At 37.7% G+C, this 19902-nt stretch carries 18 protein-coding genes; 12 read left to right on the top strand and 6 right to left on the bottom strand.

What is annotated here, in order from left to right; translation table 11 throughout:
* Nucleotides 1–2 precede the first annotated feature (2 nt).
* Together CHU_RS01425 and CHU_RS01420 are read left to right on the top strand one after the other, a co-directional pair.
* Nucleotides 3–680: a methyltransferase domain-containing protein gene (locus CHU_RS01425; RefSeq protein ID WP_143143946.1), complete on the top strand. Its 678-nt coding sequence runs from the start codon at nucleotides 3–5 to the stop codon at nucleotides 678–680.
* 15 nt (nucleotides 681–695) lie between these two features.
* On the top strand, nucleotides 696–1562 hold the full coding sequence (locus CHU_RS01420) for a hypothetical protein (protein WP_011583682.1): 867 nt from the start codon (nucleotides 696–698) through the stop codon (nucleotides 1560–1562).
* Nucleotides 1563–1847: 285 nt separating this feature from the next.
* Here the strand turns inward: CHU_RS01420 and CHU_RS01415 are convergent, their stop codons facing one another.
* Complete coding sequence (locus CHU_RS01415) at nucleotides 1848–3179, bottom strand: O-acetylhomoserine aminocarboxypropyltransferase/cysteine synthase family protein (RefSeq protein WP_011583681.1); 1332 nt, start codon at nucleotides 3177–3179, stop codon at nucleotides 1848–1850.
* Nucleotides 3180–3554: 375 nt separating this feature from the next.
* Between CHU_RS01415 and CHU_RS01410 the strand changes: the two genes are divergently transcribed.
* Nucleotides 3555–4166 carry a YkgJ family cysteine cluster protein gene (locus CHU_RS01410; protein ID WP_049755410.1) on the top strand — a complete coding sequence of 204 codons (612 nt, stop codon included), beginning with the start codon at nucleotides 3555–3557 and terminating at the stop codon, nucleotides 4164–4166.
* Between the two features lie 14 nt (nucleotides 4167–4180).
* Here CHU_RS01410 and CHU_RS01405 read toward each other — a convergent pair whose 3' ends face one another.
* On the bottom strand, nucleotides 4181–4378 hold the full coding sequence (locus tag CHU_RS01405) for a helix-turn-helix domain-containing protein (protein WP_041932119.1): 198 nt from the start codon (nucleotides 4376–4378) through the stop codon (nucleotides 4181–4183).
* Between the two features lie 237 nt (nucleotides 4379–4615).
* Nucleotides 4616–4987, bottom strand: coding sequence for a helix-turn-helix domain-containing protein (locus tag CHU_RS18710; protein WP_011583678.1), 372 nt, complete (start codon nucleotides 4985–4987; stop codon nucleotides 4616–4618).
* 166 nt (nucleotides 4988–5153) lie between these two features.
* Here CHU_RS18710 and CHU_RS01395 point away from each other — a divergent pair, with 166 nt between their 5' ends.
* From CHU_RS01395 to CHU_RS01385, 3 genes are all read left to right on the top strand, one after another.
* A complete protein-coding gene (locus tag CHU_RS01395; protein ID WP_011583677.1) occupies nucleotides 5154–5384 on the top strand; it encodes a hypothetical protein in 231 nt (76 codons plus the stop codon).
* A 208-nt stretch (nucleotides 5385–5592) separates the two neighbouring features.
* Nucleotides 5593–7407: a T9SS type A sorting domain-containing protein gene (locus tag CHU_RS01390; RefSeq protein WP_011583676.1), complete on the top strand. Its 1815-nt coding sequence runs from the start codon at nucleotides 5593–5595 to the stop codon at nucleotides 7405–7407.
* Nucleotides 7408–7548: 141 nt separating this feature from the next.
* Nucleotides 7549–8688, top strand: coding sequence for a hypothetical protein (locus tag CHU_RS01385; protein ID WP_041932118.1), 1140 nt, complete (start codon nucleotides 7549–7551; stop codon nucleotides 8686–8688).
* A gap of 149 nt (nucleotides 8689–8837) precedes the next feature.
* Here the strand turns inward: CHU_RS01385 and CHU_RS01380 are convergent, their stop codons facing one another.
* The 3 genes from CHU_RS01380 to CHU_RS01370 are packed head-to-tail and all read right to left on the bottom strand — an operon-like array spanning nucleotide 8838 to nucleotide 11905.
* Nucleotides 8838–10055, bottom strand: coding sequence for a TCR/Tet family MFS transporter (locus CHU_RS01380; RefSeq protein ID WP_011583674.1), 1218 nt, complete (start codon nucleotides 10053–10055; stop codon nucleotides 8838–8840).
* Between the two features lie 57 nt (nucleotides 10056–10112).
* The gene (locus CHU_RS01375) at nucleotides 10113–10691 is read right to left on the bottom strand and encodes a hypothetical protein (RefSeq protein ID WP_011583673.1); all 579 of its coding nucleotides are present in this window, start codon (nucleotides 10689–10691) and stop codon (nucleotides 10113–10115) included.
* A 41-nt stretch (nucleotides 10692–10732) separates the two neighbouring features.
* Nucleotides 10733–11905, bottom strand: coding sequence for a hypothetical protein (locus CHU_RS01370; RefSeq protein WP_041932117.1), 1173 nt, complete (start codon nucleotides 11903–11905; stop codon nucleotides 10733–10735).
* A gap of 324 nt (nucleotides 11906–12229) precedes the next feature.
* Here CHU_RS01370 and CHU_RS01365 point away from each other — a divergent pair, with 324 nt between their 5' ends.
* The 6 genes from CHU_RS01365 to CHU_RS01340 all read left to right on the top strand — a co-directional run bounded on the left by CHU_RS01365 (nucleotide 12230) and on the right by CHU_RS01340 (nucleotide 19891).
* Complete coding sequence (locus tag CHU_RS01365) at nucleotides 12230–12943, top strand: DUF4198 domain-containing protein (RefSeq protein WP_011583671.1); 714 nt, start codon at nucleotides 12230–12232, stop codon at nucleotides 12941–12943.
* Between the two features lie 479 nt (nucleotides 12944–13422).
* The gene (locus tag CHU_RS01360; protein ID WP_011583670.1) at nucleotides 13423–13977 is read left to right on the top strand and encodes an RNA polymerase sigma-70 factor; all 555 of its coding nucleotides are present in this window, start codon (nucleotides 13423–13425) and stop codon (nucleotides 13975–13977) included.
* A 120-nt stretch (nucleotides 13978–14097) separates the two neighbouring features.
* The gene (locus CHU_RS01355) at nucleotides 14098–14778 is read left to right on the top strand and encodes a hypothetical protein (RefSeq protein WP_011583669.1); all 681 of its coding nucleotides are present in this window, start codon (nucleotides 14098–14100) and stop codon (nucleotides 14776–14778) included.
* Nucleotides 14779–14828: 50 nt separating this feature from the next.
* Nucleotides 14829–16034, top strand: a complete 1206-nt coding sequence (locus CHU_RS01350; RefSeq protein ID WP_011583668.1) for a hypothetical protein — start codon at nucleotides 14829–14831, stop codon at nucleotides 16032–16034.
* Nucleotides 16035–16301: 267 nt separating this feature from the next.
* The gene (locus CHU_RS01345) at nucleotides 16302–18650 is read left to right on the top strand and encodes a TonB-dependent receptor (RefSeq protein ID WP_011583667.1); all 2349 of its coding nucleotides are present in this window, start codon (nucleotides 16302–16304) and stop codon (nucleotides 18648–18650) included.
* 47 nt (nucleotides 18651–18697) lie between these two features.
* Nucleotides 18698–19891, top strand: coding sequence for a DUF4374 domain-containing protein (locus tag CHU_RS01340; protein ID WP_011583666.1), 1194 nt, complete (start codon nucleotides 18698–18700; stop codon nucleotides 19889–19891).
* The last annotated feature ends 11 nt before the right edge of the window (nucleotides 19892–19902 follow it).

The following is a 19902-nucleotide window of genomic DNA, read 5'->3' as shown; positions in this document are numbered from 1 at the left end:
CTATGATTATTGATCAGCTACGTATTCAAAAAAATATTCCCGACGAAGAATTCGACGCCATCTATCCATTTGAAATCCGTGAGTTGTCTGAAAGACACTGGACATCGGTCTTTGTAGCCAAAACGGCAGCTGATTTTTTATGCAATCAACGTCCGGTAAAAGTGCTGGACATTGGCAGCGGCGCCGGGAAGTTTTGTTTCGTGGGTGCAGCCTTACATCCTTCTTCTCAATTTCATGGCATAGATATCCGCGAAAATTTTATTCAGCTTTCGAACAATCTAAAAGAACAATATGCGGTAGCAAATGTTTCGTTCTTTCAACAGGATGCCTTAGAGATGGATCTTACCGGCTATGGTGGTATTTATTTTTTCAATTCCTTTCAGGAAAAAATTGACCCGACTTCTGTTATAGATCACAACAGCAAAGTATCCGTTGAACAATACATTCAATATACCAATCATATATTTAATGAATTAAACAAAGTGCCTGCCGGCACAAAACTTGTCACATACTATTCCGAAGATTTTTGTGTACCTGGTTCTTTCCGTTTGCTAGCCACACATTTTAACGGTGAACTTAAATTTTATTTAAAAGAAATGGAACCGGACGAATCAGACGAACAGCTGAATCAGCAAGACATTTCTGAACACATCGACAGACATACCTTTCTGTCTGAATAATCCTATTTTATTTACATGCTGCTTTCTTTATTTTATTCCATCGCTTTTTTCCTGCAAGCCATTCTCACTCCTGGTGCAAACAAGGTTAATGGCAAACATGTTAAAACAGTTCATGCACACATAACCCGGCTGGCATGTATGGATACCATCATTTGTGAAAGTTCAGCATTGGTAAAACCTGACCCTGAAATGGATCTGTATTATACACTAAACGACAGCGGTTCAAAACCGGAAGTTTTTGCGATTAACTCAAGCGGTGAACTGCTCGATTCAATGACGATACCCAACACTACAAATAAAGATTGGGAAGAAATGCTTTATTACAAAGACCAAATACACAATCCATTTTTAGTGATTGCAGATATTGGAAATAACCGAAGCCGCAGAAAAGATCTGTGTTTGTATGAATATGACATAACCCATTCAACGACCATTAAACATTCGTTTTCGTACGCGGACCAAACACAATTCCCACCTGTTAACGACAGCCTGGATTTTGATTGCGAAGCTTTTTTCAGAAGAGATTCTTCCTATTATTTTATTTCTAAAAACCGTGGCACACGTGCTGTTAAACTCTATCAATTATTGCAGGATACAAGTGCGCATCGTGCCATTGTAACGCAATACATTCATTTTAAAGGAATGGTTACTGCCTGTTCCGTTTTTACCAATGCTTCGGGTAAAGAAAAAATTGCGGTACTTCTGTATGGAAGGATTTTTTTATTTCACATCAGCGATGCTGTCAACGGAATCGAACTGTCTCCGTATGGTGTTGTAAAATTCCCGAGTGGCGGGCAGTCTGAAGGTATTTGCTGGCAGAATGAAAATGAACTCAGAGCAACCAATGAGCGGGGGAAATTATTTAAGATTGTATTGAAATAAGGCACATGAACTGAACAACGTGATTGCCTTTACGTTTATAAATCTTTAGCTGAGCGTAAATATTTTTATTATCCGGCAACGGATTCTTTGATTGTAAACATATAACTCTATCGGTGAGTTGATACATACAGGCAAAATATGAAGTAACCAGTTTTCATTTCGATAAAGGCGTCTATGTTGCGTATCTTTCTCAGCAAAATTATCCGCAGATCATACAAATAATTCTGCACTGAATATTTATAAGAGACGCATACATTTTATGCGTCTCTTTTATGATTTTATTATTTAAACCTGCTCTGAAACAGAAACTGTATGTTCAATTTCTTTTACTGTTTCAAATGCCTGTTCAAAATCTGCAATAATATCATCGATGTGCTCAATACCAACAGACACGCGCAACAGCCCGGCTGATACACCTGCTACTTTTTGTTCTTCATCGCTTAACTGTTGATGTGTTGTTGAAGCAGGATGTATAATAAGCGTTTTAGCATCGCCGACATTAGCAAGATGGCTTGCTAATTTCAAGCTGTTTATAAACTGTGCCGCACGTGATTTTCCGCCTTTAATTTCAAAAGATAATACGCCGCCAAAACCACGTTTTAAATATTTTTTTGCCAAGTTATGATATTTGCTGCTTTGCAAACCCGGATAATTTACGGTTGCAACATCTGCATGTTGCTCTAACCATTCTGCAAGTTTCTGTGCATTCTGTACATGGCGATCCACACGTAATGAAAGTGTTTCTAAACCTTGCAGTAACAGGAAGGAGTTGAACGGACTTTGAGACGGACCAAAATCGCGGAGCCCTTCCACGCGCGCGCGAATGATAAACGCAATGTTTCCAAACGGACCGTTTGTTCCGAACACATCCCAGAAAACTAATCCATGATATCCTTCAGATGGTTCAGAGAATTGCGGAAACTTACCATTCCCCCAATTGTAATTTCCACCGTCAACAATTACACCGCCTACAGAAGTACCATGTCCGCCGATCCATTTTGTTGCAGACTCCACTACAACATTGGCGCCATGTTCCAATGGTCTGAATAAATATCCGCCGGCACCAAACGTATTATCTACAATCAACGGCAGGTCATGTTTTTTTGCCAATGCTGCAAAAGCTTCAAAATCCGGAATATTAAACTCCGGATTGCCGATGGTTTCTACATACAGTGCTTTTGTTTTGGCATCAATAAGTTTTTCAAAACTTGCAACCTGATCACCTTCGGCAAAGCGCGCCTCAATACCCAATCGTTTAAATGAAACTTTAAACTGATTGTATGTACCGCCATATAAAAATGATGTCGTTACAAAATTATCTCCTGCCTGCAGAATATTTGTTAATGCAATGAACTGTGCCGATTGTCCGGATGATGTAGCAAGTGCTGCTACACCGCCTTCGAGCGCAGCGATGCGTTTTTCAAACACATCTGTGGTGGGATTCATGATACGCGTATAAATGTTGCCAAATTCTTTCAGCGCAAATAAATTAGCTCCGTGATTGGAATCTTTAAATACATAAGAAGTTGTTTGATAAATAGGAACTGCGCGTGACTGTGTAGTAGGGTCTACTTCTTGGCCGGCGTGTAATTGTAATGTTTCAAAGTTAAATGACATAGCGATAGTATTTAGTGATTAAAATGATACCATGAAGCGAAACATCAGTTCTTATTCTACTTGAAATGTATAATAAGTATCAATGCCGAAACCTTGCACTCTGCCTCGCAATAGAACAATATTCAGAATAATATTCTGAATATAAAAATAAAAATAACAAATTTTAGAATATTATTTTGTTTGAATCAATAAAATAAAACAATATTCTAGTTATAACTAAAATATTAAATCATTAAAAACCAATTATTTGAATCACTAAAACATATTTGCCGGCTTGTGTAGGTATAATACCGCCAATTAGAACTACCTTGATCAAACCAGAATCTCCGTATATTTTTCCGGTGTGGAATTACTTTCAAAATTTCATACCTAACTATGCTGCAGCTGGAAAATATATCTTTACAAGTAGAAAATTTTTACATTGCTTTGGATGAAGATCTGGCAGCCTTTCAGCAAAAGGCTGGTTATTCATGCATTACAGGCTGTTCAAAATGCTGCAAATCACCTGCTATTGAAACAAGTATTTTGGAAATGCTTCCGTACGCGTTCCATTTGTATAAAAACAATACAGCTGAATCCGTATATGATAGCCTGCTGTTAACTAATTCATCTGTGTGCAACTTGTATAAACCGCTCAAAACGGATATACAAAAAGGCGGATGCGCAGATTATCCGCACCGTGCTTTAATCTGCAGATTGTTTGGATTTTCATTTACCAGAGATAAAACAGGAAACGCTACGTTGTTTACCTGTAAAGATATTAAAGCTGCCTATCCGGAAGTTTACGATGCTGCAAATACAGAGGCGGCAGCAGGTTCTCCCGTTCCGTTAGCAACAAATTATTATAACCAGCTGGCGGATATAGATTATAATCTAAGTCAAAAACAATATCCGATCAATGAAGCTATGCGCCTGGCAATTGAAATGGTTTTAAATCAGTATTATTATAATGATCCATTAAACGAAGCGTTTAAAAGTGCTTCATAAAATTTATACGGTTGTTATTTTTTGATCTCAACAAAAAATGTTTCAAGATCGGTATCAAAATACGTGCAGATTGCATCCAGCGTGCTTACCGTTATATTACTCTGACCAGCTTCAATTCTTCCGATATGAATACCCGTATCGTGATACACAGCTTCCTGACTCAAACCGCTTTTTCCGCGAAGCGATTTAATTTTGCGAGCAATCTGCTCCATTAATTTTTGATTTTTTACCTGACCCACACCGAAATGTCCATAAAATGCTTATAAATATTAATTACTTACTTGTCATTAATGTTTATATTTTAGATATTGCTTCCCGATCTTTTTGATTTAATCTCTCCCCATGAGCTATGGAACATTCAAAAAAGACATTTATTTTAACACTATTGTTGAAGATTTTTTATCTGCAACAAGTGTTAACGGACTTAACATTGGTTTTGAGCCCTTACCCTATTGTTTAGCAGATAAACTTGTTATTACGTTTTTATACGCCTCAATCTGACCTTTTAAATTTATGATTTCATTTTCCAAACTGATTTCCTTTGCTGATTTTTCATACACCGGTAGCGGATCGTTTACCATAGAAACGCTTTCTGCAGCCCGGGTATATTTTTCTCCTTTACCGGTAAGCAGCCATTTTGCATTTACATTGTCAAATGTCAACACAATCTTTTCTAAAACTACATATGATGGCATACTCATTCTGCCTGAAATGATGTTATGTATAATTGTTGGGTCAACGCCTAATTTCAACGAAAAAGCCCTGCTATTCAGGTTCAGTTCTTCAATAAGAAATTTGATGCGTTCATTAACAGATTTCATATTTTAATTCATTATATTGACAAATGACAATATAAATATGTACATTTGAATATTAAAAAGAATATATATTGTCAAATGAACAAAAATATACGTACAAATGGAAATATTCCATTCAAATTATTCCGGCAGGTAATACATTAATATCTTCTTACTAACAACATACGCTATGGATGAAACAAAAATAACCAACGAATTACCGCAGCATACAGATGATCAGATGAAAAATCTGCAAGTTTTATTTTCATCAGCACCACCGGATCAACTAAGGCAATCGCTGCATGAAATATATCTAACGTATATTATTCAGAACCATGAAATGTTGCCGCTTAACTTTACACGGATTGCAACAAATATGTATCACTTGCTAGATTTTTTAGAAAAAGCAGAAAAAAAATAATGTAAATTGAATTGACTAACGCAGATGCACTGATATAATTTATTTCTGTAATTAGCTCATGTTAAGACACCTATTGAATAAATATATTTTTTTGAAAATTTAACAACATTACCAGTCAAACTTTTTTTGATAAAAACCGTAAATTGAATTTCGTTCAATCCTGATTTACGGGAAAATTATTTTATTCATTTACTGTTACTATTTAGCTATGAAAAAACATTTATTAGCAATCCTTTCTCTTCTGTTTATTTCCGCTTCACTCACGGCGCAAACAACAAACACCTATGTTGTGGCAGACAACGGGCCTTATATGATGTCATGCAGTGATACGCTTATCACCCTTGCTGACATTTATGAAAAAACCGGCATTCGTGATCTGAACGACCCGAATGATAATGTGAGCATGTATAAAATGTTCCGCCTTCAGGGATCTGTTATTACTGAAGACGAATTAACGAGTATAAAGTACAGTGACTATTCCGCAGTATTTATTAAAAAAATGAATGCGACGGCTTTTCCGAATAGCGGCGTACAGATATTTTTGTATGTAACCATACCTCCTGACAAATTGTTTACTGCTGACACATTGCGATACACCGTTGAAAAAGGAGCTACGAAAAACTATACCGAAGATTTTTTCGGCAAATTTATTTTCTTCAGCAGCAACAATGATGAAACTGCTTTATCGGAGCGTATTTTATTTACCGATGAATCTGCCGGACCGGGTACCGGAACAGAATCACCTATCTCTGCAGTACCCAACTGGTCTACCAGAGGAGCAGGAAAATATAAAATCAAAGTACAGGTTTCTGTATGTAATCCATTAGATTATTTTTACGACAGTATTTATGTAATCATAACTGAAACTCCTTGTCTTAGATTGGAAATTAAAGATATGCCTTCGGTTTGCAGAGATGAAGTACTTGATTTAACACCATATGTATACCTGGATGGCCACGCTGCAACAGCATCTGAACTTGCTCAAATGACATTCATCAATAAAAGTTTATTATCCGGCCCGGAAGAAATCTTCGATCCGACAATGCTTGATATGACACAGATGGTTAACAAAACAACCCGTTTTCCTCAGATTAAGATCAACTATCAGCCCAATGTTGACTTAGGCATCTGTACAGCTTTCACGTATGCGCCTGCATTAACAGTACCAACAAAGTTAATTACAACAGATCTCATTCTTACAAAAAATAATTACGGGAATACGGTATATTATACCGTAGATGGCGATTATTACGGCTTCAATGATATGTTTGAAAAGAATGTACTGAAAAAACTGTATCTGGATAACTTTGCTGTGCATAGTGGCACCCGACTTGATTTTTATACCGATGCCGCACTTGCAACACCGGTTATCGGAAACAATTTAACTCCCGGCACTTATTACATCGCAGCTACTGATCCTGAGTGCGCCAATGACAGTACAAAATTTACAATAAATGTAAAAAATAAAGCGTTCGACATTTTCTGGAAAAGTGCGCCGGCACTTGGTAAAGGTTATTATACATTCACAGCCCCTGTTACCGAAGGTGCAGCATATTCCTGGTTTGTCTGGGGAGGCTCTATTGTATCCGGTTTAAATACAAATGAAGTAACGGTATATTATTCAGAGGATGCAGCTCCTTCCGTATTGGTTAGCTGTACAATAACAGTAACACCTGCTAACACACGCACAAATGCAGTAGGAACTGTTACCAGCTCTGCTGTGTATATTACTTCTGATCAAAATGGCGATAAAGTAGAAATAACACCTGAGCTTACCACGCCAATCATTTCAAGTGTAGCAAAAAGCTCTCTTACTGCCTATCCAAATCCTGCAAAAGAAACGTTCTCTTTATCAGGCTCTGGTGTGTATGATGTAAAAATTTACAATACGCTTGGGCAATTGGTTTTTGCAAACGCTTCTTATGAAGCAACTACACCAATTACTCTTGAAAATAAAGGTCTGCATGTGGTTTATGTAACACAGAAAGGTATTTCACAGGTGGTAAAAGTTATTGCTGAATAACGAAACTCTTAATTATCCTTAAAAGCCTCCCGCACAAACGGGAGGCTTTTTTAATGCTTTTTTTTAACTTACGGCATACGTTTAATCTTTTTTACAATGAAGTTATCTGCTGCTGTCTATCTTTTATTTCTGATATCATGCATGAGCGGCTGCCGGTTTTCGTCTGATGAAAATAAAACAGAACACTCCGGAATTACAGTTTTAGCAGCCGATTCAGCACGTTCCTCTGCAACATCCGAAACATTTAAAACGGATTCTATCCGTATATACACGCACAACTATGACACTTCCTACCGGGATACATACGCGTTGCAGCCGGATTCTTTATATAAAATATGGTCCCGATTTAAAACAACAGATAAAAACGAAACAGTTGTATACAAACAACTGGCATACGCTCCACAAGGAAAATGTTTTCTTAAAAAGATGAAAATGATTTATTCGTATTCAAAACTAAAGAACGTGTTACAATTACCGGAAAACGCATACATTCTTGAAACAAAAAAAATCGCCGGAAAACACAATGCAGATCGGATACTGGTGTTATGGATGACCGATCCGTACATACTGATTGATGGGGAGAGCTCGTATACGTGTCCCGAATACACCATGGGTAAAGCGTATTTCGAAGGAAAGACATTTTTATCCGTTGTTTCTGCGGACAAAAATACGATGATCAATACCATTCAGATAAAAAATGACTATACGGTTACAGATACTGTTGGCAATACAATAGTACATAAAACATATGCAGGCACAATTGTACCTGTTTCAGCCCGCAAACGGCAACGCTCGCGAGGCGCCATGTCCGGAAAGTATTTCACAACACATGCTACTGACACAACCGATGGTGCTGTTGAGATACTGCACCTGGAAGATTTCAATCAGGATGGCAAAGCGCATGAGTTTGCCATGTTTGAAAACTTCGGCTGTGCCGGCACTTCCTGTACCTTATATGGCTACAGCATTATGCAGGACAAGGTGATACATTATACATTTAAAACTACCTACCAGGCAGATGTATGGCGCGATACGATAAAAGTTTTAAACAAAGATACTATGTATACAGAAACGGTTTATTGGGCCGATGCGTTATTCACCTTGACTCCCAAACCATTTCCTATAAAATTTGCCATTGATTTCAGAGGCCGCGGAGGCGAATACAATTATTATTATTTTAATTACGATAAAAAAAGAGAATTATTTACACAAACAATTGACTCAAGATCTAAAGAAGAAGATGCAGATATTCCAACAAGCTGGATACCTTCCATTCATTAGATTAAAATTGAATTATTGCGACGATTATTTCGTACGTCATATATACAGCCATGTCAGATCATGTCTTATAAAATAAAGCTTTTTACCTGTATATGTTAAACAATCTCCGAAACGTGTACACACTGAAATTTACAGCTTATTGTATTCAGTTAGCCTTCATATTTTCTCAATGTTTGTACACTCAGGTATACACTAACGCCAACCATTACTGCTCCTGCTAAAAACGGAGCTCCGGGTAATTCAATGGGAGCGTTTGCTCCTGTGAAATACGAAAACAAATTATTCATCAACAGCGGTCCTATAATTGTTGTTACACTCATCAGCGAGGTTAGTGCACCTTGCAGTTCGCCCTGCTCTGTTGCCGGCACCTGCGCAGATGTGATTCCCTGAAGCGCCGGACCTGCAATACCGCCTAATGCATATGGCGCCAGTATGGCAAACATCATCCAGCCCTGTGATGCAAATGCAAACAACAACAAACCTAACGCATTCAATGAAAGTCCCAGATAAACCGCCCACTTCTGGCCAGTCTTAGGAATAATAATGCGTATCAGCCAGCCTTGTACAACAGCTATAATCACACCTACAAAACCCAATGAATACCCAACCATTTTATTATCCCAATTAAATCTGTATTCCGTGAAAAATGACCAGTTTGATTGAACGGAATGACCTGCAATAAAAAACAAAAACATGGAAACAATCAACCCTGCCACTACGGGATATTTTTTTAAGTGCAGCAAAGAACCGATCGGATTTGCACGTGACCATTCGAATTTTCGCCTGTTTTCCTGTGCCAACGATTCGGGCACAAAGAAATATCCGTACAGTACATTTAATAAAGTAAATACAGCAGCAACCATAAACGGTGCGCGTGGGCCCCACCAATCACCGGTAATGCCGCCAACTACAGGACCAATAATAAAACCAAGACCAAAAGCGACACCAACGAGTCCGAAATTCTGCGTGCGGTTTTCAGGTGTACTGATATCTGCAATATACGCCGTGGCGGTTGTAAAACTGGCACCGCTGATACCTGCAAGGATACGGCCGACAAACAACCAACCGATGGTTGGCGCAAAGGCAGAGAAGATATAATCAAAGCCCAAGCCAAGTAAAGACAGCAACAGTATCGGACGTCTGCCATACGTATCACTTAAGGCGCCGAGAACAGGTGAAAAGAAGAATTGCATAATGGCATAGGCAAACGTTAACCAGCCGCTGTATTTAGCAGCCTCACTCAACCCTTCGCCGGTAAGGTCTTTGATCAGATCCGGAATAACCGGCAGAATAATGCCGATGCCGATTACATCTATTAATAAGGTTACAAAAACAAACCCGAGCCCGGCTTTTTTATGTGATGTCATTTATTTAATTATATTTTGAATGAATTGGTTATGTACTGCAGCACGATGTTTTTATTTCTAGCCGAATTGAAACCAAACAGTTTTTGTTCCTCTTTCTTTAGCAAAAACTAAAAAGCGTTTAAAATTTCTGAGATCTTTTCCAAAGTTATTTCTACTGTAGCCATCTCCTTTATCGGTTTTAAAATCAGCAAAATAATACGCACAATTAAGCGTATCAAAATCTGTCTGAATAAGTTTTTTATTTAATTCATCCAGCACAGACAGTTTATCAATGAGAGTATTTACCGTGTCAAATACACGATCAATATTGCCGTCCAGTTTACTTCTATCCCGTTCTACTTTAATAAGGAATGCCCGCTTCTTTTCTTCTGTATCCGCATCGTATTCAAGGTAAGAACGGATCATTTCTTCATCAGGATATGTTTCCATTTCATAAATAGATGAGATATCTATTCCGGTTATACATGCTATCTGATCTAATTCGGCTTCATGTTCAACAACATTGCGTCTGCAAATAAAATTACAGAATGCACGGCTAAGCCCATGCTGGCTTCTGTTTACAGCATAATTAGCCAGATATTCTGCACCACATAACTCCTCGTGATTATCGGTAATAACCTGAATGTCTAATCCCATAATTAATAAAAAATAATGTATTGATTTACTGAACGGATTTTCTACTCAATCATCTTCATGGGGTAAAACGGCTTACTCTGATCAAAAATATACTTATAGGTTATGTGTACTTTTCGGATCTTACCGCCGGCTGCTTCTGCAACCTTTATCATTTTAGGATTAAAATTACCAATCCAGTTCATTTCAAATTCGGTATAACGCCCCATCGGCTGTATCACTTTAGCTGCAGCCATTACAATCGCACCTTCTAGTCCCTTGCTTTGAAACTCAGGAACAACGCCGAATACCACACCAAACATTTTTTTACATGATCCGGTATATTTATGATACAGAAATTTCAGCTTGGCAACAATATCCCATTTCCCTTTCAGCTTTCCGTTTAAGTGTTTAAAGATCTGATTCAGTTCCGGGATCATGATAAAAAATGCAATCGGCTCATTGTTGTAGTAAGCAAACCAGATAATCTCTTCATCCAGAATCGGCTTCAATTGATTCATCATCGCCATTGCCTGTGCCTTGGGCATTTCGCGCACACCGGCATGTTTTGTCCAGGCTTTGTTGTAAACAGTTCTGAAATCTTCGCCGTATTGTTCAAGTTTATTTTTTTCAATATGCTTAAAGGTATACGCCGGATCGCGCGCCAGGCGGTCTGCTTTCTCCTGATAAATGGGCGGCAGGTCACCTTCTACAAAACGGTGAAACGTATATTGCTGATAGTATTCTTTGAAACCATAGTTTTCAAACAGCGGACGGTAATACGCCAGGTGATAGGGCATGCCGTATACAGGTTCATAAAAACCATCGACCAGTAAGCCCCACCAGTTTAAGCGCTCTCCAAAATTGATTGGCCCTTCCATCGCTTCCATACCTCGTGCTATAAGCCACTCCTTGGCTGTATCAAACAACAGGTTGGCAGCAGCCTGATCATCGATGCACTCAAAAAAACCACAGCCGCCTGTTTTATATTCAGATGTCTTAGCTGTTTTATTATCTATAAATGCCGCTATTCTGCCGATCACGTTATGATCATCGCTGTACAACAACCAGCGCGTTGCTTCACCATGACGGAAATATTTATTGACTTCTTTATCGAAAATGCCTTCTATATCTGAATCCAGTGGACGGATCCAGTTTTTTTCGTTTTTGTATAATGCAACCGGAAGTTCTAAAAAAGCGTTCTTCTGTGCGCTATCTTTTATTTCAACAATTTTCATAAAAGTAAAAATACGTATAAAAAAGGAGCAAGAAAAATAGGTTTCGGTAAGCAAAACACGAAAAACCGAATCATTTTACTATAGATAAACCACCAGACTCTGATACTGAAATTTAAGTATTTTTTATTTCTTAACAGTAGCAGATCTGCCTATAAACTGCACAGTACGAGTACTTAAAAAATATCAGCTTGTTATGTGCCGGAGTGCATGCTTGTAAAATTATTTTAATCTAAAGAAATAAGAATACTTTTGTAGTTGTTGCGGCCCGTAAATACAGACCTATAACATATTAGTAACTTATTAAAAACGTATATCAGAATTTGTATGATTAAATCCCTAACCTTATTCGTAGTATCGTTGCTGCTGTTAAACACTGGCAATGCATTTGCACACGCGCTTTGGATCGAAACGGCAGCGACTGGTAAAATCGGACAGAAGCAGCAGGTAGCTGTTTATTATGGTGAATATGCAGAAGGTGAAAAAGACTCTGTATCGCACTGGTATTCGGATGTAAAAGATGTAAAACTATGGCTTGTAGGGCCAGACAATAAAAAAGTACAGCTTACAACCACTGCAGAAGCAGCACGTCTTGTAGCAGATTTCACACCGGCGGCCAATGGCATCTATACACTACTTGCAGACCATCCGGTAAAAGATGTAGCACGTACTACGTTATATCAATTTGTTTCAAGCGCAACCGTAACCGTTGGTACTGCTGCAACACCTTCTGTTACAGCAAACACAAACAGCTTAAGCCTTACTGCACGAAGCGGTTATAAAGTTGATAAACCGGTAACCGTAGACGCATTGTTTAAAAACAAGCCAAACACAGACATCACCTATTCTGTTGTTACACCTGCAGGATGGTCTAAATCCTTCAAGTCTGATGCAAACGGTAATTTAACATTCACACCTGCAGCAGCTGGTGTATATTATGTTGAAGCTTTTTATACCGAAAAAATTACAGGTGAACAAAATGGTAAAGCATACGAGTCTATCTGGCGCGGAGCAACCTATCTGATCACGGTAACAAAATAAATGTCATTCAAAAAAACAATTGCACGGATACACCTCTGGCCCGGACCTGGTTCCGGGCTGGTGTGTTTCAGGTATATATCAACCCTTGCACTGCAGAAGCAGTAAAATCCTGGATGTGAAAAATATTTTTTTTGAACTCATTTTTAACGCACATTCCAATCTCTGGATTCTTCGGCTAAATAGACGCTTACATTGTATCTTACGGAGCATTGATCTTTAATCTGTTATTGATTACAGGCATCATTTATAGTAATCGAAAAAATTAAAGACAAAAAAAGCAGCGGGAGTTTATAGTAAGAAAATAAAAAACGCTCTTCAGAATCGTATTATCTACACCCCAAAGAAGTTTTATCATGGTTTTAACATCACGCGTCAAAGTGTCTAGTTTTCAAATTAAGAAGTATTTTATTTTTAATTAGTCTAAATAGTTGTAATTTTAGGGCTCTGAACCCATACATCTGATCAATAATTTCAGCACATTGTCGCCTTTAAATCTACATACCGACACAACTCCTTCTCTGTTAACCTTTTCAGATGTTAAGTCATTTGAAAAAATTTACACGATGTATTGGGCAAGGGTTTATGCAACCTGTTATAATACGATTAAGGAGCGGGAAGTTGCCAAAGAAATGGTTCAGGATATTTTTAAATCACTTTGGGAAAGAAAGGATGAGCTCGAAATAAAAACTTCTGTTGAACATTATCTGGTACGGGCCGCCAAATTTAAAGTGTTCGAATACATCCGGAATAAAACAAATCAAAAAAAGCATACAGCCTGTGCACTGGAAGATTATTGTTCGGCAACCAACTGCACAGAAGATGCTATTCTATACAGCAACCTTACAGAAAAAGTTGGCGTGTTAGTGGACCGGCTTCCTTGCCAATGCCGGAATGTATATACTTTAAGCCGTACTGAAGGCTTAACAAACAAAGAAATTGCCACCCGCTTACTGATTTCTGAACGCGCGGTAGAACAGCACATCACCAAAGCCCTGCGCTTCTTGCGGGAAAACCTGCAGGAGTATCGCTCCTAGCTATTTGCGAAACAATTATTTTTTATTTGAATTTTCTTTGCACCTCACCTACGGTATTTCCCCATTTATACTACTTTAATAAAAAAAGCTTTAAATTTACGCTTGTTTTAAAACCCTGCTATGGAAGTCACCAAAAGACTTATTGAAAAATATCATCTTGATCTTTGTTCTTCAGAAGAAAAAAAGGCTGTTGAAGAATGGTTAATGAACGATGAGCTGGATATTGAAACTGCCGACTCCGTGCATTTTCCCTCGCATGCACTGAAAGAGGAAATGTGGGCAAACATTTCGGAAATATTACCGGAAAACCCCGATAAAGTTAAACGGTTTGATTTATTTCATTACTTGTCGTCGCCCGCTTTTATGGGGATAGCCGCTACTTCCATTGCTGTTGTTATTGGTTTATTTTTATGGACAAGGAACGCTGAAAAACAAACGGCATTTGTACAGAAAACAAAAGCCGGTTCAAATGAAACCATTCAAACAAGTGCATTGCATATAACGCTCGGAGAAAAAAGTAAAGCGAATATTAACGCCTCTGCGATTTCTACCGATGGAAATATTGATTTTTGCGGCGCAATATTAATTCAATCAAAAAAAGATGTTGAACTTACAGTCAATGGTATCTGTGCAAATCCATTAAGCAGCGGTGAAAAACTATTGGTTAAAAAAGGGCAGACATACATTGCTGTAAATTATAACTTCAAACATGCAAACGAACTGATCATTGTTAACGAACGGAATATATCCAGCCTGCCTCCGGTTTTACAAAAAGAAATTATGAAACAGTTCAATATATAAGATTCTTTTTTTATTCATTCAAGTTCCCAACGATACAACGATACGCTATAATGCCAGGCAAAATTTATTCTATTCATAACATTGTTTTAGCGATCACTATTTTACTGGCTTGTATAAGTTGCGAACAGCCTGACGATAAAGCGAATCATGCATACAGTCTTTTTATCATGACTGAAGATGCAAATGAATACGTACTTCAAACAAACTTATTAAACGAAGGTATACTTGATCAGGAAAAAAACGGCATTCTGCTTAATACCCAAAACATAGGGCGCGATCTGATTGTTAAAAATGGTTTTTATTATTATCTGAATAAAAAGGATGGGGTGTTTTATAAATATACACGAAACAAAAATACCCTACAGAAAGTTGATTCTGTTGTTATCAGTGATTTTTACGAAAACAATTATTCCTGGCTGGAGAATGACACCTTGCTTTTACTTGGTTCAGATCGGGAAGATTCTATCGTTAAATATGTTAAAATTGCTACCGCTGATTTTTCACTGACGCAGGGCATCATCGCTATTGAAAAATCACTGCCCGCGTACAATGCTTTATCTATCGGGTTTTCAAACGTGAAAGACGATAAATTATTTATCGGCTATACATTTCACATTTACAATTCAGACAGCTATTCAACAAGCGATACGGCCTTTATAGCAATCCTGAATTATAAAAACATGCAAGTATTGGAAACGATCAAAGATACACGGTCTACGTTTCCGGGAAGTCATAATTTAATTGAGCCGGCAACGTTCAAAAATGAAACGGGAGATTTTTATTTCTTAACCTGCCCGGGGGTTGCGTTAGGGAATAACATAGAAAAACCAACCGCTATTTTAAGAATTCTGAATAATGCTGACAGACCAGACAGTACCTATTTTTTTAACATTTCCGCATCCCCGATAAATAACCACGCATACAGCATTTATTACATAGGAAAAAATAAAGCAATCATACGAAGTGAACGTAAAGATTTATATAAAAACTGGAATGAGCATTGGAAAGTACCTCATTACGAATTTTATGTATTGGATCTTACTACCCAAACCATTGATAAATTAAAACTTCCGCTGGATAAAGGAACACGCAGACAATGTGTGCTCGCAGAAGGTAACCTGGTATACATTTCCATTAATTCAGATACCGAAGGAAACAATATCTGGATCTACAATACGCTTGATGGCAGCCTCAAAAAAGGGCTGGCATTAACCGGGCATACAAGCTTCATCCTGAGAATGGATAAATTGAATTAGTATTTAACGTTCTCTCAAAAATATTTTTTTTCACACCTGCCTGCTTTTCTGAATACCTGGTTGTGTACGCTTAGCATGTAAAAGCACAAACAATTCAGTATCATTTATTTAAAATCACTATTTCTCCCGCTAAAAAATAAGTGGCAGAAATAGTGATTTTTTATTTTTTAAGCTTCGGTATACTCCATGGTTATGCTACTAACCCAATGAACGCTAAAATCCCGATTATGCCTGCGTCATTTACATACTTTATTTTACATAGTTAAAATGCAATTTCTTACCTGTTTTCTAGTTAGTATTTTAAGCCTGATTTACACAATCAGTATTGCACAGACTGCACCGGCAATAATTTCCGGAACCATTTCTTCCGATAGCGGAGAAGCCATGATGGGCGTCATTGTTCAGCTCAAAAACACATCAAAAGGTACGCAAACCGACCTGAATGGAAAATATGTACTTGCTGATATTACTCCCGGGTCTTATTACATTCTGTTTACGTCAATCGGTTATAAAAATGATTCGATGCATGTACACCTTCACCCCGGACAGGTATTGCAGCTAAACAGAAAGATGTCTGTTGATACACTGGATAAGGCTATTGTCATTACTGCTAAAAACGAAGTGGAAGAACTGAGAGAATCCGGATTTTCTGTAAATGTGATTGAAACAAAACAATACGCAAACACAACCGCTGATATAAATCAGGTATTAAACCGAACATCCGGCATCCGGATCAGAGAATCCGGCGGTGTTGGTTCAGATTTTAATTTTTCATTGAATGGTCTTTCCGGCAAGCAGATAAAATATTTTATCGATGGTATTCCGATGGATGTATTGGGAAGCAGCATGACGCTTAACAATGTACCTGTAAATCTTGCCGAAAGAATTGAAGTATACAAAGGTGTGGTTCCCGTATCACTGGGTTCTGATGCAATGGGTGGTGCCATAAATATTGTTACCAATCAAAAAGTAAAAAACTTTCTTGATGCAAGCTATAGTTATGGCTCATTCAACACACACCGTGCAGCTGTTACAGGACAATACACGCACACTAAAACAGGACTTGTAGTACGTACCAGTGCTTTCTATAATTTCTCAAACAACAATTATATCATGCGTAATGTTGAAGTATGGGATGCAGCTCAATACAGCTTTGTAGAAAAAAATTTCAGACGCTTCCACGATACCTATCAATCTATGATGGGCCAGATAGAGGTTGGCCTGATGAATAAAAAATGGGCAGATGTATTTTTTATCGGCGGTGCTTTTTCAGGCTATACTCAGGATGTGCAAACAGGTTTCCAGCAAACAATTGTTTATGGCCGTGTAACCAGAAAAGGTCATGCTTTTAATGGTTCTGTACGGTATAAAAAAGACAATTTTTTAATAAAGGGTTTAAGTATGAATGTTTTTGCTTCACGCTCTTACGATAGCTATGTGGTGGTTGATACAACCAAGATTAAATATGGATGGGATGGTATTGGGGTTACAGTTCCAGACCCCGGCTACGAAATGGATGGAGCTAAAACATTTAACACAATCGTACGGCCCAAATCATATTTCCGTACAAATCTTACCTATATAATAAACAAAAATAATTCACTGAATGTAAACTATACATTAGATCATTTAAAAAATGTAAACTATAACAGTCTGATTGAAAATGACGATCCCAACCCGGGTATTATGAATAAACAGATTCTTGGGATTGCTTATGAAAACAACCTCTTCAACCAACGATTGACCACAACACCTTTTGTTAAGTGGTATGGTATGGGCTTGAATCTTACGACTCCCGCAATAACAAAATCAACATCTTTCAGTAATTACGGTTATGGCATTGCATCACGGTTTAAATTTTTACGCAATGCCGGAATCAAAGCATCCGTTGAGCATGCATACCGCTTACAGGAAGTGATTGAAATATTCGGGGATGGAATGCGTACATCGGGAAATCCGGATTTAGTACCAGAAACGAGTGACAACATAAATACAGGATTGTTTTATGGAAAACGTTTCAGCAAGCATTCTTTTTTTATCGAAGCTTCGGCATTTTATAGAAATGCAAAAGACTTCATTTATGCTATTGCTGATCAGCATGCCAACAATGTACGCTACGAAAATAAATCAAATGTACGTGTTACCGGTCTTGAAGGAGAGATTCGTTATGATTATGAAAAAAACTTTATGATCAGCATAAATGCGAGCTATCAGAACGCCTTAAATTATACTAAATACTCTAAGGCTGGAAATACTATTCCGGAGGCTACTTACCTCAATAAAATACCTAACCAGCCATGGTTCTTCAGCAATCTTGAATTGAGTTATGGGAAAAATGATGTGTTTGGGAAAAAGACGCGCATTCAATTTAACTGGTATACGCAATATGTCCGATGGTTCTATTTAACCTGGGAGGCATTTGGCGGGCCAGAAGGAAAAAATAAAATACCAGATCAGTTTTCACACAATGCTTCTGTTTCTTATTCTATGCAAGAAGGCAGATATAATATTTCACTTGAGTGCAGAAATCTGATGAACAATTTAAACTATGACAATTTCATGCTGCAAAAACCGGGTCGTTCTTTCTCTGTGAAGTTTAGATATTTTATCAAATAATTTTCGTGTATACAAATAATCTATATAAACTATAATACCTATAAACAATGAAACATCTACTAATTTCAATTTTAATTGTTTCGCTCTTTGCTTCATGCAAGAAAAAAGAGGAAGAATCCGCTGAACCAATTGATAACAGCAAATACTCAACGATGCTAATGGTTGGTGCATGGCCAAACACAGCCTACTTCATGCTTAATTTACAATCCTTAACAGAAGGCACAGCAGACCTTAAAGGTAATGGTGCAGAAATGACAAAATACTTATACGCGCAGGATGTAATTCAAAAAAACGGATACTATTATCATGCAAAATCAAGTACCGGCCGTTTAGGTAAATACCACGTAAGCAACAATAAACTTTATGTTGATAAGGAAATTCTTTTTACAGAACTGGATTGGTCTTCTGTTGTTTGGGCAGACGATGAAACACTTGTTATGTTTGGTACAAATGCAGATCAAAATAAAATACGATATGCGATTTTAAATACATCTACAATGGTTGTAAAATCTTCCGGAGACCTGTCGGTAAATGCTCTTACAACAGGCATGGCAGCATACAATGTTTGTTTCGCTCAATACAGAGACAACAAAATATTCTTAGGCTATGGTATGAGATCAAACTGGGACAATTGGCCAGTCATGGAGAGTGCTGATAAAGCAATGGTTGCTGTTATTGATTATGCAACCATGACGGTTGATAAAACACTTGAAGATGCGAGATCTACTTCACCAGGCGGACCGAATGTATACTGCCCTTATTCATTTGTAGATGAAAATAACGATCTGTATTTTATTACAGATCCTGTAGATGGGTATAACTATACACAGCCTTCTTATATCTATAAAATTAAAAGCGGGGAAACGGAATTAGATGCAACGTATGATTTTAATTTTTCTTCAACCGTTAGTAATGGAATGGCTGCGGCTATCTGGTATATCGGCGAAGGAAAAGCTATTATACGTACATGCGTAGCCGGCACTTCTATTGATGCAGACCACTCTTACTCTATTGTTGATGTACACTCCGGTGCGTTTATCAAAACACTGGATTTGCCTGCGGATAAAGGCGAACGTTATGTTCAGTCTGTCGTTATTGAAGATGGGAAAGCTTATATCGCTGTAAATTCTTCTGATAGAGATTACGTATGGATATATGACCCTAAAACAGATGCCTTAACAAAAGGAATTGAATTTGTTGGCGGTTTGGATTACATTCTTCGTCTTGAAAAATTAAGATAAATTAAATTCTT

Origin of the sequence: Cytophaga hutchinsonii ATCC 33406 (assembly GCF_000014145.1) — a bacterium.
Lineage (GTDB): Bacteria > Bacteroidota > Bacteroidia > Cytophagales > Cytophagaceae > Cytophaga > Cytophaga hutchinsonii.
This window is presented reverse-complemented; position numbering and strand designations above follow the sequence as displayed.

Bases quoted from the DNA above. Each gene is read 5' to 3' on its own strand.
- CHU_RS18710 (WP_011583678.1), bottom strand. From the start codon at position 4,987: ATGAAATCTGTTAATGAACGCATCAAATTTCTTATTGAAGAACTGAAC.
- CHU_RS01350 (WP_011583668.1), top strand. From the start codon at position 14,829: ATGCCAGGCAAAATTTATTCTATTCATAACATTGTTTTAGCGATCACT.
- CHU_RS01425 (WP_143143946.1), top strand. From the start codon at position 3: ATGATTATTGATCAGCTACGTATTCAAAAAAATATTCCCGACGAAGAA.
- CHU_RS01395 (WP_011583677.1), top strand. From the start codon at position 5,154: ATGGATGAAACAAAAATAACCAACGAATTACCGCAGCATACAGATGAT.
- CHU_RS01410 (WP_049755410.1), top strand. From the start codon at position 3,555: ATGCTGCAGCTGGAAAATATATCTTTACAAGTAGAAAATTTTTACATT.
- CHU_RS01370 (WP_041932117.1), bottom strand. From the start codon at position 11,905: ATGAAAATTGTTGAAATAAAAGATAGCGCACAGAAGAACGCTTTTTTA.
- CHU_RS01380 (WP_011583674.1), bottom strand. From the start codon at position 10,055: ATGACATCACATAAAAAAGCCGGGCTCGGGTTTGTTTTTGTAACCTTA.
- CHU_RS01365 (WP_011583671.1), top strand. From the start codon at position 12,230: ATGATTAAATCCCTAACCTTATTCGTAGTATCGTTGCTGCTGTTAAAC.
- CHU_RS01340 (WP_011583666.1), top strand. From the start codon at position 18,698: ATGAAACATCTACTAATTTCAATTTTAATTGTTTCGCTCTTTGCTTCA.
- CHU_RS01415 (WP_011583681.1), bottom strand. From the start codon at position 3,179: ATGTCATTTAACTTTGAAACATTACAATTACACGCCGGCCAAGAAGTA.
- CHU_RS01355 (WP_011583669.1), top strand. From the start codon at position 14,098: ATGGAAGTCACCAAAAGACTTATTGAAAAATATCATCTTGATCTTTGT.
- CHU_RS01375 (WP_011583673.1), bottom strand. From the start codon at position 10,691: ATGGGATTAGACATTCAGGTTATTACCGATAATCACGAGGAGTTATGT.
- CHU_RS01405 (WP_041932119.1), bottom strand. From the start codon at position 4,378: ATGGAGCAGATTGCTCGCAAAATTAAATCGCTTCGCGGAAAAAGCGGT.
- CHU_RS01385 (WP_041932118.1), top strand. From the start codon at position 7,549: ATGAGCGGCTGCCGGTTTTCGTCTGATGAAAATAAAACAGAACACTCC.
- CHU_RS01345 (WP_011583667.1), top strand. From the start codon at position 16,302: ATGCAATTTCTTACCTGTTTTCTAGTTAGTATTTTAAGCCTGATTTAC.
- CHU_RS01390 (WP_011583676.1), top strand. From the start codon at position 5,593: ATGAAAAAACATTTATTAGCAATCCTTTCTCTTCTGTTTATTTCCGCT.
- CHU_RS01420 (WP_011583682.1), top strand. From the start codon at position 696: ATGCTGCTTTCTTTATTTTATTCCATCGCTTTTTTCCTGCAAGCCATT.